This window comes from Paraburkholderia phosphatilytica, from assembly GCF_003443895.1.
Taxonomy (GTDB): Bacteria; Pseudomonadota; Gammaproteobacteria; order Burkholderiales; family Burkholderiaceae; genus Paraburkholderia; species Paraburkholderia phosphatilytica.
This window is the reverse complement of the sequence record NZ_QQOA01000030.1, coordinates 39829-53755: the sequence shown is the minus strand read 5'-3', so window position 1 is coordinate 53755 and position 13927 is coordinate 39829. Positions and strand designations below refer to the sequence as shown.

13 protein-coding genes are annotated in these 13927 nt (G+C 66.5%); 9 read left to right on the top strand and 4 right to left on the bottom strand.

Features of this window, described 5'->3' with window-relative positions; genetic code table 11:
• Window positions 1-73: 73 nt before the first annotated feature.
• From DVS29_RS26255 to DVS29_RS26245, 3 genes are all read right to left on the bottom strand, one after another.
• On the bottom strand, window positions 74-433 hold the full coding sequence (locus tag DVS29_RS26255; RefSeq protein ID WP_118183441.1) for a protocatechuate 3,4-dioxygenase: 360 nt from the start codon (window positions 431-433) through the stop codon (window positions 74-76).
• Window positions 430-1284, bottom strand: coding sequence for a gallate dioxygenase (locus tag DVS29_RS26250; RefSeq protein ID WP_118183440.1), 855 nt, complete (start codon window positions 1282-1284; stop codon window positions 430-432). Before DVS29_RS26250 ends, DVS29_RS26255 begins: the two co-directional genes overlap by 4 nt.
• Window positions 1285-1859: 575 nt before the next feature.
• Window positions 1860-2561: a GntR family transcriptional regulator gene (locus DVS29_RS26245; protein ID WP_118183481.1), complete on the bottom strand. Its 702-nt coding sequence runs from the start codon at window positions 2559-2561 to the stop codon at window positions 1860-1862.
• 129 nt (window positions 2562-2690) lie between these two features.
• Between DVS29_RS26245 and DVS29_RS26240 the strand changes: the two genes are divergently transcribed.
• From DVS29_RS26240 to DVS29_RS26220, 5 genes are all read left to right on the top strand, one after another.
• Window positions 2691-3998, top strand: a complete 1308-nt coding sequence (locus DVS29_RS26240) for a LysR family transcriptional regulator (protein ID WP_118183439.1) — start codon at window positions 2691-2693, stop codon at window positions 3996-3998.
• Window positions 3999-4207: 209 nt separating this feature from the next.
• Entirely contained in the window at window positions 4208-4939 is a 732-nt protein-coding gene (locus DVS29_RS26235) for a PIG-L deacetylase family protein (RefSeq protein WP_118183438.1), read from the top strand.
• Complete coding sequence (locus DVS29_RS26230) at window positions 4936-5631, top strand: 4-carboxy-4-hydroxy-2-oxoadipate aldolase/oxaloacetate decarboxylase (protein WP_118183437.1); 696 nt, start codon at window positions 4936-4938, stop codon at window positions 5629-5631. The genes DVS29_RS26235 and DVS29_RS26230 overlap by 4 nt, the downstream gene beginning before the upstream one ends.
• A 34-nt stretch (window positions 5632-5665) precedes the next feature.
• Window positions 5666-6553, top strand: coding sequence for an NAD(P)-dependent oxidoreductase (locus DVS29_RS26225; RefSeq protein WP_118183436.1), 888 nt, complete (start codon window positions 5666-5668; stop codon window positions 6551-6553).
• A gap of 60 nt (window positions 6554-6613) precedes the next feature.
• Window positions 6614-7927 carry an MFS transporter gene (locus DVS29_RS26220; RefSeq protein ID WP_118183435.1) on the top strand — a complete coding sequence of 438 codons (1314 nt, stop codon included), beginning with the start codon at window positions 6614-6616 and terminating at the stop codon, window positions 7925-7927.
• A 6-nt stretch (window positions 7928-7933) separates the two neighbouring features.
• Here DVS29_RS26220 and DVS29_RS26215 read toward each other — a convergent pair whose 3' ends face one another.
• Window positions 7934-9058: a lactonase family protein gene (locus tag DVS29_RS26215; protein WP_164707988.1), complete on the bottom strand. Its 1125-nt coding sequence runs from the start codon at window positions 9056-9058 to the stop codon at window positions 7934-7936.
• A gap of 305 nt (window positions 9059-9363) precedes the next feature.
• On the opposite strand from DVS29_RS26215, the gene DVS29_RS26210 reads away from it, so the two are divergent.
• The 4 genes from DVS29_RS26210 (at window position 9364) to DVS29_RS26195 (ending at window position 13887) form a co-directional block, all read left to right on the top strand.
• Window positions 9364-10392, top strand: coding sequence for an ABC transporter substrate-binding protein (locus DVS29_RS26210; protein ID WP_420816167.1), 1029 nt, complete (start codon window positions 9364-9366; stop codon window positions 10390-10392).
• A 101-nt stretch (window positions 10393-10493) separates the two neighbouring features.
• Complete coding sequence (locus tag DVS29_RS26205) at window positions 10494-11978, top strand: ATP-binding cassette domain-containing protein (protein WP_420816166.1); 1485 nt, start codon at window positions 10494-10496, stop codon at window positions 11976-11978.
• Window positions 11975-12943 carry an ABC transporter permease gene (locus tag DVS29_RS26200; protein WP_118183432.1) on the top strand — a complete coding sequence of 323 codons (969 nt, stop codon included), beginning with the start codon at window positions 11975-11977 and terminating at the stop codon, window positions 12941-12943. Before DVS29_RS26205 ends, DVS29_RS26200 begins: the two co-directional genes overlap by 4 nt.
• Window positions 12940-13887: an ABC transporter permease gene (locus tag DVS29_RS26195; protein ID WP_118183431.1), complete on the top strand. Its 948-nt coding sequence runs from the start codon at window positions 12940-12942 to the stop codon at window positions 13885-13887. The genes DVS29_RS26200 and DVS29_RS26195 overlap by 4 nt, the downstream gene beginning before the upstream one ends.
• Window positions 13888-13927: the final 40 nt, after the last annotated feature.

The following is a 13927-nucleotide window of genomic DNA, read 5'->3' as shown; positions in this document are numbered from 1 at the left end:
CTGCGGCCGCGCCGGGAACGGCGGGCCGCGCGCGCAGCGCGATCGTTCATTGCGCAGCGCGAGGTGCGACGGGTCAGGCGGCGGACGGCACGCGTCGTGTCTTCAGGAACGCTTCGAGCGTTTCGCCGCGCATCGACGCGTACATGCCGAGGTTCGACACGCCCACCACGCGCGCGAACTTCTCGAGCACGAAGAAGCACACGCCATAGCGGATCAGGCCGATCCAGTCCTGATCGTCGACCAGCTTGCGTTCTTCCGCGTTGAGGCCGGCTTCGTCGTACGTATCGGCGCGGTTCGCGAGCCAGCGGTCGCGCCAGTCCTTTTCGCGCATGCGCCAGAAGAAGCGGTTCAGGCGCAGCGTGTGCACGCTCTGCAGCACGTCGAATGGGTAGGTGCCGCGCAGGTCGCCGATGCCTTCGAGTTGCGGATTCATCGTGCGTTCTCCTCGCCGGCGTTTTCGTACACCGTGACGGCCATCGCGGTGCTAGTCGCGAGGTAGTAGTTGCGGTGGACTTCGGTCACGCGGTCGCCGAGCGCGCCGCGCATCGCGAGCCACATGATCACTTCGACGCCTTCCGCGCCGCCGCGGCGGATGTAGTCGCCGTGCTTCATCGCGGCGAGCTTCGCCGGGTCGTTCACGATCAGGTCGAGGAACTCCATGTCCCACGCTTCGTCGTTGAAACCGGAGCGTTCGCCGTGCACCTGGTGCGACAGGCCGCCGGTGCCGACCACCACCACGTTCAGGTCTTCCGGATAGCTCTCGATCGCGCGGCGCAGCGACTGGCCGAGCTTGTAGCAGCGCGCGGCGGTGGGCAGCGGATATTGCAGCACGTTGATCTCGAACGGCACCAGCGCGCCCGGCCAGCCGCCTTCATGCGGCCACAGCAGCGTGAGCGGCGAATTGACGCCGTGATCGAGCGGACGCTCCTGGAAGATCGTCAGGTCGAACTCGTCGTTGACGAGGCAGTCGGCCATGTGCGCGGCGAGCTGCGGATGGCCGGCGATGTTCGGCAGCGGACGCGGGCCCGCGCCTTCGTCGGCGAATTCGTGCGTCGGGCTCACGCCGAGCGCGAAGGTCGGATAGCAGTCGAAGAAAAAGCTGTTCGCGTGATCGTTGTAGAACATCAGCAGCACGTCCGGCTGCTTGCGCGCGAGCCACTCGGCCACGGGTTTGTAGCCTTCGAAGAGCGGCATCCATGCCGGATCGTTCTGCCGGCCGCGGTCGTACGCGAGGCCGATGGTAGGTACGTGTGAGGTTCCGATTCCGCCGATGATTCTGGCCATGTGCAACTGTCCTTGGTGCGCTTCAATGTGATAACCGGGCGCCGCGACGTCGGGCCTTGCGTCGCATTGTCTCCCTTCGTCTTGTCCATGTGCGGCCGCGCTGCGGCCTTGCGCGCCGCAATAAGCCCTGACGACCCTCGTTCGGGCGCTGCGGCGCGACGCGGAAGCAGTCTGCGGCGACTGCCCGGTTCCGGTGCATGGGATCCAATATAGTCCGACGCGGGATTTTCAGAAAGTGGTTGAAATGCGACGGATCCGGCGCTAATGTCCACTACGTCTGTTGAATATTCAAGGGTTTACATGGATTGGGCGGCATCGGATCAGCGTTCACGATGCGGCGTGGACTACCTGCAAATGCTTGGAAAACAACGGCTTTTGTATCCCGAGTGAGGTGCGGGCGATAACAGTCAGAGAAATTGGGGCGCGCAAGACCGGGAAAGGCGGACGTCTTGCCGGCGCGCTACCGATAAATAAAAATGAAGGCTCGACCGGCTACTTGGCAATGCGCCGAGGCCGGTCGAAAGGCAGGGCAGAAGGTGGGGAGCGGGTGCTTCGTCGAAACCGTCGCGTGCCGTTCAGGCGACGAACATCAGCGGATGCAGTTTCTTTCCCGAGAGGTTCAGGCTTTCTTTGGAGATGTTCGTGTGCTCTTTCATCAGCGCTTCCGCTCGCGCGCCTTCGCCGGACTTGAGCGCGGAGACGATCGAATGATGCTGCCGATGCGCGAACGCGAGCATCTGCCGCTGGCGCTCCTTCGCGTCGCGGTCGAACACCACGGTGGCGGGCGACACGAACGGGATCCGGTCGTTGAGCTGCAGCGCGGTGCGCAGCGCCTGGTTGCCCGCGGCGTCGACGATCAGCGCGTGGAAGCGGCCGTTGAGTTCCGCGTAATGCGCCGCGTCTTCGTCGGAGAGCGCGGCCTGCGCGAACAGGCGGTCGCCTTCGGCGAGCAGAGCGTCGAGCGACTGCGCGAGCTGATCGGTCAGGCCGTGTTCGGCAATCGATTTCGCGGCGAGGCCTTCGAGCACGCCGCGCACGTCGATCGCATCGAGCACGTCGGTGACGGTGAAGCGGCGCACCGCGAAGCCGCGCCCGGCCGAACGTTCGACGAGGCCCTCGGTGGCGAGCACGCTCAGCGCGAGGCGCAGCGGCGTGCGCGACACGCCGAGCTTTTCCGCGAGCTGCAGTTCGACGAGGCGCTCGCCCGGCGCGAGTTCGCCGCTCAGCACCCGCTCCCGGAGGGTCTGCACTATCGCCTGTTGCGTCGTCACGCTCATGCCGTTCCTGTCGAATGTGTTGGTTCGCGCTTCGGCCGCGATGGCCGGAGCGTCGCACATCAGTATATCCACCGCGTCGCGTTGCGCCCGTTCACGCGGGCCAGCGCGCGCCACCGTAGCGTTTGAAGAATGGAAGAACTCGACGTCTTTTCCAGCGAGCTGTTGAGCCTCACGCATCTGAAGGTGTTTCTTCAGGTCGTGTCGGCGGGCAGCGCCGCGCGCGCGGCGAAGTCGCTGTTTCGCGCGCAGTCCGCGATCACGCGCGCGCTGCACGAACTCGAGGACGTGCTCGGCATGCCGCTCTTCGAGCGCATGAGCTCGGGCATGCTGCCCACCGCGAGCGGCGAATGCGTGGCCGCGCGCGCGACGCGCGTGTTCGACGAACTGCAGACGCTCACGCGCGTGCTGATTCCGCGCACGACGCCGGGCGGCGCGGCCGCGGCGAACGCGCCGGCTTCGTGCCTGCTGAACACGCGCCGCCTCGAGATCTTCGTGCAGCTGTCGCGCGACCGCCATATGCCGACCACCGCGCGCGCATTCGGCGTGAGCCAGCCGGCCATCAGCTCCGCGATCAAGGTGCTCGAAACCGGCGCGGGCGTGCCGCTCTTCTATCGCAGCGGACGCGGGTTGCTGCTGACGGCCGAAGGCGAAGTCTGCGCATTGCACGTGCAGCGCGCGCTCAACGAGCTGCGCCGCATTCCGGAAGATCTCGCGGCGCTGCACGGCAGCGTGCGCGGCACGGTGCACGTCGGCGCGTTGCCGCTGTGCCGTTCGTCGGTGCTGCCCGAAGCGCTCGCGCGACTGAGCCACGCGTATCCGGGCATTCGCATCGTCACTGACGAAAGCGCGTACGAGCTACTGCTCGCGAGGCTGCGTTCGGGCGAAGTCGACTTCATTCTCGGCGCGTTGCGGCAATGGTCGGCGGAGAGCGGCCTCGTCGGCGAACCGCTGTGGACCGAGGACATGGTCGTGCTCGCGCGGCGCGGTCATCCGCTCGCCGACCACAAGAACCTGAAGCTCGCGCAGGTCGCGCAGCAGCAGTGGATCATGCCGCGCTCGCAGTCGCCGGCGCGGCGCATGCTGGAGCGCCTGTTCGCGACGAAGGGGCTCGATACGCCGGTGCCGAACATCGAGTCCGGCGATTCGACGCTGATTCGCGGCGTGCTGACGCGCTCCGACATGGTGGCCGCGATGTCCGCGCATCAGCTCAAGCACGAGCTCGATACCGGCGAGCTCGTCACGCTGCCCGTGCGCCTGCCGCACACGGAGCGGCAAATCGGCCTGATGCTGCGCGCCGACGCGCAGCCGGCGCCGGCCGCGCAACGGCTGATGCAGTTCCTGCGGCAGGTGGTGCGGGAGATGGGCGACGATGGCGATCCCGCGCATGCAGTGCCGTTTGGAGTCGTCGCGGACGGCGGCGGCGCGGCCGCCGCCTGATTTCGTCGCGCGTTGTCTCATAAGGTTAGTTTCGACTCGCATCGCCGTGAAAGCATTGTCCAGCATGGCTGTGGATGCTCAAATCGCTTATCGAAACACAGCATCGATAAATAGAAGAGAAGGGGATTGCGGGTCCTTCGAAAGGGCCTGGCACGCGCATCGGTCCTAGAATCGCCCTGTTCATTTCAATCCGGACAGGACTTTCAACGATGTCATCCAATCAGTCGATGCTGGTGGTGAGCGCGCATAGCGCCGATTTCGTCTGGCGCGCGGGCGGTGCGATCGCGCTGCATCGCAGGAACGGTTATCGCGTCAAGGTCGTGTGCCTGTCGTTCGGCGAGCGCGGCGAATCGGCGAAGCTGTGGCGCAAGGGCGAGATGACCGTGCAGAAGGTGAAGGACGCACGGCGCGAAGAGGCGCTGCGCGCGGCCGACATTCTCGGCACGGAAGTGGAGTTCTTCGATCTCGGCGACTACCCGCTGCGCGTGACCGACGATGCGCTGATGCGCCTCGTCGAGGTGTATCGCGAGCTGCAGCCTGCATTCGTGCTGAGCCATTCGCTGAAAGACCCGTACAACTTCGACCATCCGCTCGCGATGCACGTCGCGCAGGAAGCGCGCATCATCGCGCAGGCGGAAGGCCACAATCCCGGCCAGCCAGTGGTCGGCGCGCCGCCCGTGTACGCGTTCGAGCCGCATCAGACCGAGCAGTGCGAGTGGGTGCCGGACACCTTCCTCGATATCACCGAAGTGTGGGACGTGAAGCGCAAGGCGATCGAGTGCATGGCCGGCCAGGAGCATCTTTGGGAGTACTACACGCGCGTCGCGTTGCAGCGCGGCGTGCAGGCGAAGCGCAATATCGGCATCACGTCGAAGCGCGCGATCGAATACGCGGAAGGCTATCAGCGCGTCACGCCGCGGGTTGTTGGAGATCTGTCATGAAGCGCGGCGTCGTGGTAACGAAGGTCGAACGCGCGGACGCGTCGATCATCGAGATTCTGCAGCAGGCTGGGTCGGCAACGGTACACGAAGCGCAGGCACGCCTCGGGCTGCTCGCATCGTACATGCGGCCGATCTACGCGGGCCGCTCGATCGCCGGCTCGGCCGTGACCGTGCTCGTACCGCCGTCGGACAACTGGATGCTGCACGTTGCCGTCGAGCAATGCCGCGCGGGCGACGTCCTCGTGGTCGCGCCCACCTCGCCATGCGAGGACGGCTACTTCGGCGAGCTGCTCGCTACGTCGCTCGCGGCACGCGGTGTACTCGGCCTCGTGATCGATGCGGGTTGCCGCGACGTGCGGGCGCTGCAGCAGATGGATTTTCCGGTGTGGTCGAAAGCGGTATCGGCGCAAGGCACCGTCAAGGAAACGCTCGGCTCGGTCAACGTGCCGGTGGTCTGCGCGCAGCAACTGGTGTGCCCCGGCGATGTGGTGGTCGCGGACGACGACGGCGTGGTGATCGTGCCGCGCGAAACGGCGGGCGCGGTTGCGCAGGCGGCCACCGCGCGTCTCGCGAAGGAAGAGAAGACGCGCGCGGTGCTGTCGTCGGGCGTGCTGGGTCTCGACTACTACGAGATGCGCGGCAAGCTCGCGGCGAAAGGGCTGCAATACGTGGAATCGCTCGACGGGCTCTGATTGTCCCGTCTTCATTCAGGGAACCCAATCTGCCATGGACAACATCAAGACAGTCGCGCTGATCGGTTTCGGCGAAGCGGGCGGCATTCTAGGCGCGGAACTGGCGCGTAAGGACGTCGCCGTATCGATGTGGGACATCAAGCTCGATGGCCCCGAGGGCGCCGCAATGCGCCTCAAGGCGGAAGACGCCGGCGTGATCGCGAGGGCGAACCTCGAGGCCTGCGTCGGCGCGGGCCAGCTCGTGATCTCGGCAGTCACCGCTAGTTCGGATGCCGAAGTAGTGGAGGCGGCGGCGCGTTTCATCCGTCCCGGGCAGGTGTTCATGGATATCAACTCGGTGTCGCCCGCGACGAAGCAGCATGGCCGGCAGGTGATCGAAGCGGCCGGCGCCGCGTTCGTCGAAGCCGCGGTGATGGCGCCGGTGCCGCCATACGGGCTGCGCGTGCCGATGCTGCTGGGCGGACGCGAAGCCGCGCAGCTCGCGCCCGCGCTGCAGGCGCTTGGCTTCGACGCGACCGCGATTGCCACCGAGGTGGGCGTCGCGTCGGCCGTGAAGATGTGTCGCAGCGTGATGATCAAGGGCATCGAGGCGTTGTCGGTGGAATGCCTGAGCGCCGCGCGCGCGTATGGCGCCGAAGAACTGGTGCTGGCGTCGCTGAAGGAAACCTTCGCGAAGCTGCAACGCGACGCGGACCCGGCGGGGTATCTGATCAGCCGCGTGGCCGAACATGGCCGCCGCCGCGCGGCCGAGATGCGCGAAGTGTCGGACACGCTGCGCGAAGCGGGTATTGCGCCGCTGATGAGCGACGCGACCGCGCGGCTGCAGGACGCGACGGTCGATGCGATGGCGGCGCATGGAATCGCGTACGACGCCACCGTCCCGTTCGACTGGCGCAAGCTGGTCGATACGTTGAAAAAATGATGCGCTGAGTAATGATGCGCTGAGTCGGGCGCAGAACGACATAAAGCAAGGAGACAGGCAATGCCGAAGTGGTTCACCCAATTGTCCGGCAACGAGAAGCGCACCTTCTGGGCGTGCTTCAGCGGCTGGGGCCTCGACGCGATGGACACGCAGATGTACGCGCTCGCGATCCCGACGCTGATCGCGCTGTGGAGCATGACTCGCGCGCAGGCGGGGCTGCTCGGCACGACGGTGCTGATCATGGCCGCGCTCGGCGGCTGGGGCGCTGGGATTCTCGCGGACCGCTACGGCCGCGTGCGGGTCCTGCAGCTGACTATCCTGTGGTTCTCCGCTTTCACGCTGCTGTCCGCGTTCACGCATTCGTTCTGGCAACTGCTCGTGACGCGCAGCCTGCAGGGTCTCGGCTTCGGCGGCGAGTGGGCGGTGGGCGCGGTGCTGATCAGCGAGACGATCAACCGCGAAGTGCGCGGCCGCGTGGTGGGCGCATTGCAGGCGGGCTGGGCGGTCGGCTACGGCATCGCGGTGCTGCTGTCGACGCTGGTGTTCGACTTCCTGCCGCCGTCCGTCGCTTGGCGCGTGCTGTTCGGCGTCGGCATGCTGCCCGCGATCCTCGTGCTGTGGATTCGCCGCAATATCACCGAGGCGCCGGTGTACGCGAAGGCGCGCGCGCAGACCGACGTGCAGCGCGTGAGCATCTGGCATGTGTTTTCGCCGTCGCTGCGCGCGACGACGTTCAAGGCGATCCTGCTTACCTTCGGCATTTACGGCGGAAATTACGTGATGATCACGTGGCTGCCCGCGTACCTGAAGCTGTCGCTGCACCTGTCGATCAATCACGTGGGCGGGTATCTCTCGCTGAACATTCTCGGCTCGTTCTCGGGCGCGTTCCTGAACGGCTGGATGGCGGACCATCTCGGCCGGCGTCGCACGTTCATCACGATCGCTTGCCTGCAGGCGGTGGCGGTCGCGATCTACACGTTCGCGCCGATCAGCCTGACGATGGCGCTGCTGCTCGGTTTCGTGCTGGGCACGCTGCAGTCCGGTACCGCGGCGGGCACAGGCGCATACATCGCCGAGCTGTTTCCGACCAGCATCCGCGCGTCCGCGCAAGGCCTGTGCGGCAACGCGGGTCGCGCGGTCGGCGCGGTGGTGCCGACGCTCGTCGGCGTATTGAGTGCAACGATGCCGCTCGGCGCGGCGATGGGGTTGTGCGCGGCACTGTCGTACGTGATCGTGGTGGTGGCCGCGTTGATGCTGCCGGAAACGCGTGGCCGCGACCTCTCCGAAGTGACGGAAGCGGGCGTTGCTCAAGTGGAGGCCGCCGATGCCACGGACGCCGGCGTGACGTCGTCGCGCAGCGAGGCGCGCACGTAGTTCGCGCTACACGTCGAAGCGCATTGCCTTCACGCACATCGGCGTGCCGATTTCCACTTCGTCGGCCTTTTCGACGAGGGCGCCGGTGTGCGGATCGCGCCGCCACACCACCAGCCGGTCGCTGTCCTGCGCGGCGACCAGCAGGAAGCGATTCGACGGCGACAATGTGAAGGCGCGTGGCGTCCTGCCGCCCGCGGGATGATGTCCGCAACAGCCGGTAATCGCGCCATCGTCGGCGAGCGCGTATCCACCGACGCTGTCTTCCCCTCTGAACGTCGCATACGCGAAGCGGCCATCGTTCGATACGACGATGTCCGCGGCGGCGCTCGGCCTGGTGCCTTCTGGCAATCCCTCCACAGTCTGCAACAGCCGCAGCGTGCCGCTCGCACGGTCGTAGCCGAGCCGGCACAGCGTGTTGTCCAGTTCATCGAGCAGATAGACGTTCGCGCCATCCGGATGAAACGCGAGATGGCGCGGACCGCTGCCCGGCGCGACGCGTAACGTCCTGGCTTCCGACCACACCTGCAAACCGCCGCCCGCATCATCGATGCGATAGGTCGCAATCGAGTCCGTGCCGAGATCGGTGACGAGCGCGAAGCGGTTGTCCGGCGCCACGGCGACGCAGTGCGCGTGCGGCACCGCCTGGCGATCCGCGCGCGGCCCCGCGCCGCGATGTGTGAACTCGCTGACTGCCGGCGACAGCGTGCCGTCGTCGCGAATCGCAAAGCTCACGACGTGCCGCCCCGGCTGTTCGCCCGGCGTCTCGTGCGCGTAGTTTGCGACGAACGCATAACGGCCTTCCTTATCGGTCGTGCAGTACGCGGACAGACTGCCGCGCGTCGGATGACGCTCGCCGACCGCGGTCAGCGCGCCAGTGTCGCGATCGATATCGAACGCGCTGATTGCGCCTTCCGCTTTGCCGAATACCTCGCTCGTCGCATAGAGCATGTCGCGTGCCGGCAGCAGCGCGAGATAGGTCGGATTGTCGACGCCGCCGGTTTCAGAGAGCCGCGTCAGCTTGCCCGTCGTCTCGTCGAAAGCGAACGACGTGATGCCTGTGCCATGCGCCGCGGCGAAATGCGGCACCGCGCGAGTCAGGCTACCTGCGAACACCAGCGTGCGGCTCGTCATGCGATCGGCTCCATGTTGCGTCGGCGTAAGCGAATGCGTTGGCTCACGCAAAAGTCCACAAACGTACGGATTGTAGGGCGCGCCGCGCGCATCCAGAGACCCTTCGTCCGACAGATTCGGAAAAACACCTACTTGTATGGTAGTAGGTTGTAACATAGGATTCAGCCATCGGGAACCGTGGCGATCCATGCGCGCGCCCCGACGACAGCCGACGCTTCATCACCACGCGCACGCACGCGCTTGGCACCACCACGCTTACGGCACCCGGGCGGCGACCCAACGACATCAGGAGACGACAAGTGGCATTGATCCCTTCACAGCTGGCGCGCGTTGCCGCCCTCACGCTCGTCGCGGTGAGCACCGCGGCAGTCGCGGCGGTCGCGACCGGCGATACGTCGAAAGACAAGATCGCGCTATCGAACAGCTACGCGGGCAACACGTTTCGCCAGCAGCAGCTGAAGAGCTGGGCCGAGGTCGCGACGCAGGCGAAGAAGGCCGGCCTGATCGCCGATGCGCCCGCGTTCACCACCGCGGAAAACCAGGCCACCGAGCAGGCGCAGCAGATCCAGAACCTCGTGCTGCAGGGCTACAAGGCGATCGTCATCAACGCCGCGTCGCCGACCGCGCTGAATGGCGCAGTGAAGCAGGCGTGCGCCGCGGGCGTCGTCGTCGTGTCGTTCGACGGCATCGTCACCGAACCGTGCGCATACCGGATCGGGGCGGACTTCCACAAGATGGGCGCGACCGAGGTCGACTTCCTTGCGAAGCAACTGGGCGGCAAGGGCAATCTGCTCGAAGTGCGGGGTCTTGCCGGTGTGTCGGTGGATGACGAGATTCACCAGGGCATCGTCGACGAGGTGAAGAAGTATCCAGGCATGAAGATGGTCGGCTCGGTGTATGGTCAGTGGACGCAGACGGTCGCGCAGAAAGAGGTGGCCGGCATCCTGCCGTCGTTGCCGCAGATCGACGCGGTGGTGACGCAGGGCGGCGACGGCTATGGTGTCGCGCAGGCGTTCCGCGCCGCGAACCGCAAGATGCCGACCATCATCCTCGGCAATCGCCAGGAAGAGCTCGCGTGGTGGCAGTCGCAGGGTGTGGCCACGTACAAGACGATGTCGATCGCGGCCGATCCGGGCTCGTCGACGTTTGCATTCTGGGCGGCGCAGCAGATTCTCGCGGGCAACAAGCTGCCGCACGACATGTCGCTGCCCACGCTGACCGTCACGCCCGATTCGCTCGCGACGGTGCTGCCGAAAACAGCGCCCGGCACGGTGGCCAGCAACGTGTTCACGCGCGATCAGGTGGTGGATATGGTCGAAGGCACGAAGAAGTAAGCGCGGTTGCAGTCGCGCACCGGTGGCTTTGAAGCTGCCGGTGCGCTTTCGTTTTTCCTGTAGTCAATCATGCGTGGCGATCGATGAATCTATCCGAAAGCATGCAGTTGAGCGGGCCGCAAGCGGACGCGCCCGTGCGAGGCGCGCCACTGCTGTCGGTGCGCGCGCTCGACGTGTCGTTCGGCAGCGTACGCGCGCTGCAGGGTGTCGACTTCGATTTCGCGGCCGGCGAGTGCGTGGCGATCGCGGGGCACAACGGAGCGGGCAAATCGACGCTGATGTCGGTGCTGTCCGGCGCGCGCCGCGCGAACGCGGGCGCGCTCGACATGGACGGCGCACGCCACGCGCAGGGTTTCGATGCGGCCACCGCGCGTTCGCTCGGTATCCGCTGCGTGTTCCAGGAACTGTCGCTGTGCCCGAACCTGACGATCGAAGAGAACATGCGCGCGGTGCATCCGCAGCTGCGCAGCTTCGGCTGGCGGAGGCAGGCGCGGCGCATCATCGAGGCGCAGCTCGACGCGATCTTTCCCGGTCACGGGCTGAAGGGTACGGACGTCGTTGGTGATCTGTCGCTCACGCAGCAGCAGATGGTGGAGATCGCGCGCGGCTTCGCGCAGGTCGACGCGCCGGTGCGTCTCGTGATTCTCGACGAGCCGACTTCGAGCCTTGACCGCTATACGGCGGATCAATTGCTTGCGTACATTCGCGACCGCGCGGCGGCGGGCGTGACCTGCATCCTGATCACCCACATGCTCGAAGAGATGCTGCGCAGCGCCGATCGCGTGATGGTGATGCGCGACGGCAAGATTGTCGCGACGCTGCCCGCGAGCAATCTCGAGAAAGAGCACATCATCCGCGCGATGGGGCAGTTCACCGAAGGCGCTGCCGCTACACCGCAGCGCGCCGCGCAGGCCGCGCATCGCGCCGATTTCAGCTGGACGCTTGGCGGCACGCGCGGCCAGACGACGATCGAAGCCGCGCGCGGCAGCATCGTCGGCTTCGCGGGTCTGGCCGGGCAAGGGCAGACCGATGCGCTGCTCGCGATCTACGAGCAGGCGCGCCGCCGCGGCGCGCGCCAGAAGGTCGCGTTCGTCGCCGGCGACCGGCGCGCGGACGGCGTCTTTGCGGACTGGACCATCGCGCAGAACTTCGACATTCGCAGCCTGTTCGACGCGAACGGCAAGACCTGGATTGACCGCGATGCGTTGCGCGAGCGCTTCGACACGTGGACGAAGCGCATCGGCATTCGCGGCGCCGCACCCACCGACACGATCCTCGCGCTGTCCGGCGGTAACCAGCAAAAGGTACTGTTCGCGCGTGCACTTGCTTCGGATGCCGAACTGGTTTTGATGGACGATCCGATGCGCGGCGTCGACATCGGCACGAAGATGGAAATCTACGGCCTGCTGCAGGCCGAGGCGGCGAAGGGCCGCACGTTCCTCTGGTACACGACGGAAAACGACGAGTTCGCGTACTGCGACCGCACGTACGTGTTTCGCGCGGGCCGCGTGACGCGCGTGCTGAGCGCGAGCGAATGCACCGAAGAGGCGCTGCTGTCCGCGAGTTTCGACGAGGTGAACGCATGAGCACGAATACGGGAACCCACGCCTCGCCGCGCGCGGCCGCACGGCGGATCGATCTGCGCGCGGCGTTGCCGTTCGTATCGCTGCTGGCGGTGCTGATCCCGATGGCGATCATCCAGCCGAATACGCTGAGTTACTTCGGCATGGTGATGCTGCTCAATCTGGGCGTGCCGATCGTATTCGCGACGCTGTCGCAGCTCGCGGTGATCACCGCGAATGAGCTCGATCTGTCGATCGGTTCATTCGTGAGCCTCGTCGCGTGCATCGGCGCGACGCTGCTCACGCGCACGCCGTGGCTCGGCTGGCTCGCGCTCGCGGGCTGCGTCGTGCTGTATGCGCTGGTCGGCTCGCTGATCGAGACGCGGCGCATTTCGTCGGTGGTCGTCACGCTCGGTTTGTCGTTCGTGTGGAACGGCGCTTCGGTGCTGCTGCTGCCATCGCCTGGCGGCACGAGCCCCACGTGGCTCGGCACGCTGATGGGCTTCCATGCGCCGCTGATCCCTGCGCCGTTGCTGTGGACCGCGGCGATCGGCATCGGCGCGCACCTGCTGTTGATGCGCTCGCCGGCAGGCGTCGCGCTGCGCGGTGTGGGCGGCAACCCGGCCGCGATGCGTCGCTTCGGCTGGTCGATCGTGCGCGCGAAGGCGCTGCTGTTCGGCTGCGCGGGTCTGTTCGGCGTGTGCTCGGGACTTACGTTGCTCGGTCTCACGACGTCGGCCGATGCGAATATCGCGCTGCGCTATACGCTGCTTTCGGTAGCGGGCGTGATTCTCGGCGGCGGCGAGTTCGTCGGCGGCCGTGTGTCCGCGATCGGCGCGGTGCTCGGCGCGCTCACGCTGACGCTGGCGTCGTCGTTCCTGTCGTTCCTGCAGATCGCGCCCGAATGGCAGATCGGCCTGCAAGGGCTGATCCTGATCGTGGTGCTGTCGCTGCGCCTCGTGTTCCGCAACCGGAGAGCCCGCCGATGATCAAGTCCAGTACGTTCCGCGATCTGCCGTGGCTGTGGTCCGTGGCGGGCGCGCTGCTCGTCGGTGTTGCCGCGATGTTGTCGTTCGGCGTGGGCACCGCGGGCAACATGCTGTCCGCCGCGTCCGCGTTCGTCGTGTTCATGGTGCTGGTCGGGCTCGGCCAGATGCTCGTGGTGACGAGCGGGCCCGGCAACATCGACCTGTCGATTCCCGCGACGATTGCGCTTTCAGGTGGCGTCGCGATGCATGCGATGGCAGCGCACGACAGCGCGCTGATCGTCGGCATTGCGGCCGCAGCCGGCACCGGGATTGCGATCGGCCTCTTCAATTACGGGCTGATCCGGCTGTTGCGGATTCCGCCGATCATCGCGACGCTGTCGTCGAGCTTCGTGTTGCAGTCGATCGCGATCAGTCTTGGGCGCGGCAGCGCGGCGCCGCCGCCGGGCCTCGAAAATTTCGCGCTGAGCCATGTGGCCGGCGTGTCGAGCCTCGCGTTCCTTGCGCTCGCGGCAACCTTGCTGATCGGCATCGTGCTGTTCCGGCTCGTCCAGGGACGCAGTCTGTCCGCCGTCGGGCAGAACGCGCGCGCGGCGAACCTGGCCGGCGTGCGGGTGGAGTGGGTACGTTGCGCGACCTACGTTGCGTGTTCGCTGCTCGTCGCGTTCGCGGCGCTGCTGCTCGCTGCGTTCTCCGGCGGCGCGACGCTCGACATGGGCGCGGACTACATGCTGCTGTCCGTCGCGGTGGTCGTGATCGGTGGCACCCAGGTGTCGGGCGGACGCGCGAGCCCAACGGGCGTGTGGGGCGCGGCGTGTTTCCTGTTTCTTGTGAATGCGCTGCTCAACGCGAGCGGCGCCGATGCCGGCGTGCGCGCGATCTTCTATGGCGCGCTGATCATCGGCGTGACGACGATTGCGGGTGGGTCGCCGGCGGCGCGGCGCTAGGTTGATGTGAAAGCGGCGAGCTTCGGACGAAGGCGCGCCG

Coding starts and splice junctions, on each gene's coding strand:
- DVS29_RS26255 (WP_118183441.1), bottom strand. CDS start 433: ATGAATCCGCAACTCGAAGGCATCGGCGACCTGCGCGGCACCTACCCA.
- DVS29_RS26250 (WP_118183440.1), bottom strand. CDS start 1,284: ATGGCCAGAATCATCGGCGGAATCGGAACCTCACACGTACCTACCATC.
- DVS29_RS26245 (WP_118183481.1), bottom strand. CDS start 2,561: ATGAGCGTGACGACGCAACAGGCGATAGTGCAGACCCTCCGGGAGCGG.
- DVS29_RS26240 (WP_118183439.1), top strand. CDS start 2,691: ATGGAAGAACTCGACGTCTTTTCCAGCGAGCTGTTGAGCCTCACGCAT.
- DVS29_RS26235 (WP_118183438.1), top strand. CDS start 4,208: ATGTCATCCAATCAGTCGATGCTGGTGGTGAGCGCGCATAGCGCCGAT.
- DVS29_RS26230 (WP_118183437.1), top strand. CDS start 4,936: ATGAAGCGCGGCGTCGTGGTAACGAAGGTCGAACGCGCGGACGCGTCG.
- DVS29_RS26225 (WP_118183436.1), top strand. CDS start 5,666: ATGGACAACATCAAGACAGTCGCGCTGATCGGTTTCGGCGAAGCGGGC.
- DVS29_RS26220 (WP_118183435.1), top strand. CDS start 6,614: ATGCCGAAGTGGTTCACCCAATTGTCCGGCAACGAGAAGCGCACCTTC.
- DVS29_RS26215 (WP_164707988.1), bottom strand. CDS start 9,058: ATGACGAGCCGCACGCTGGTGTTCGCAGGTAGCCTGACTCGCGCGGTG.
- DVS29_RS26205 (WP_420816166.1), top strand. CDS start 10,494: ATGCAGTTGAGCGGGCCGCAAGCGGACGCGCCCGTGCGAGGCGCGCCA.
- DVS29_RS26200 (WP_118183432.1), top strand. CDS start 11,975: ATGAGCACGAATACGGGAACCCACGCCTCGCCGCGCGCGGCCGCACGG.
- DVS29_RS26195 (WP_118183431.1), top strand. CDS start 12,940: ATGATCAAGTCCAGTACGTTCCGCGATCTGCCGTGGCTGTGGTCCGTG.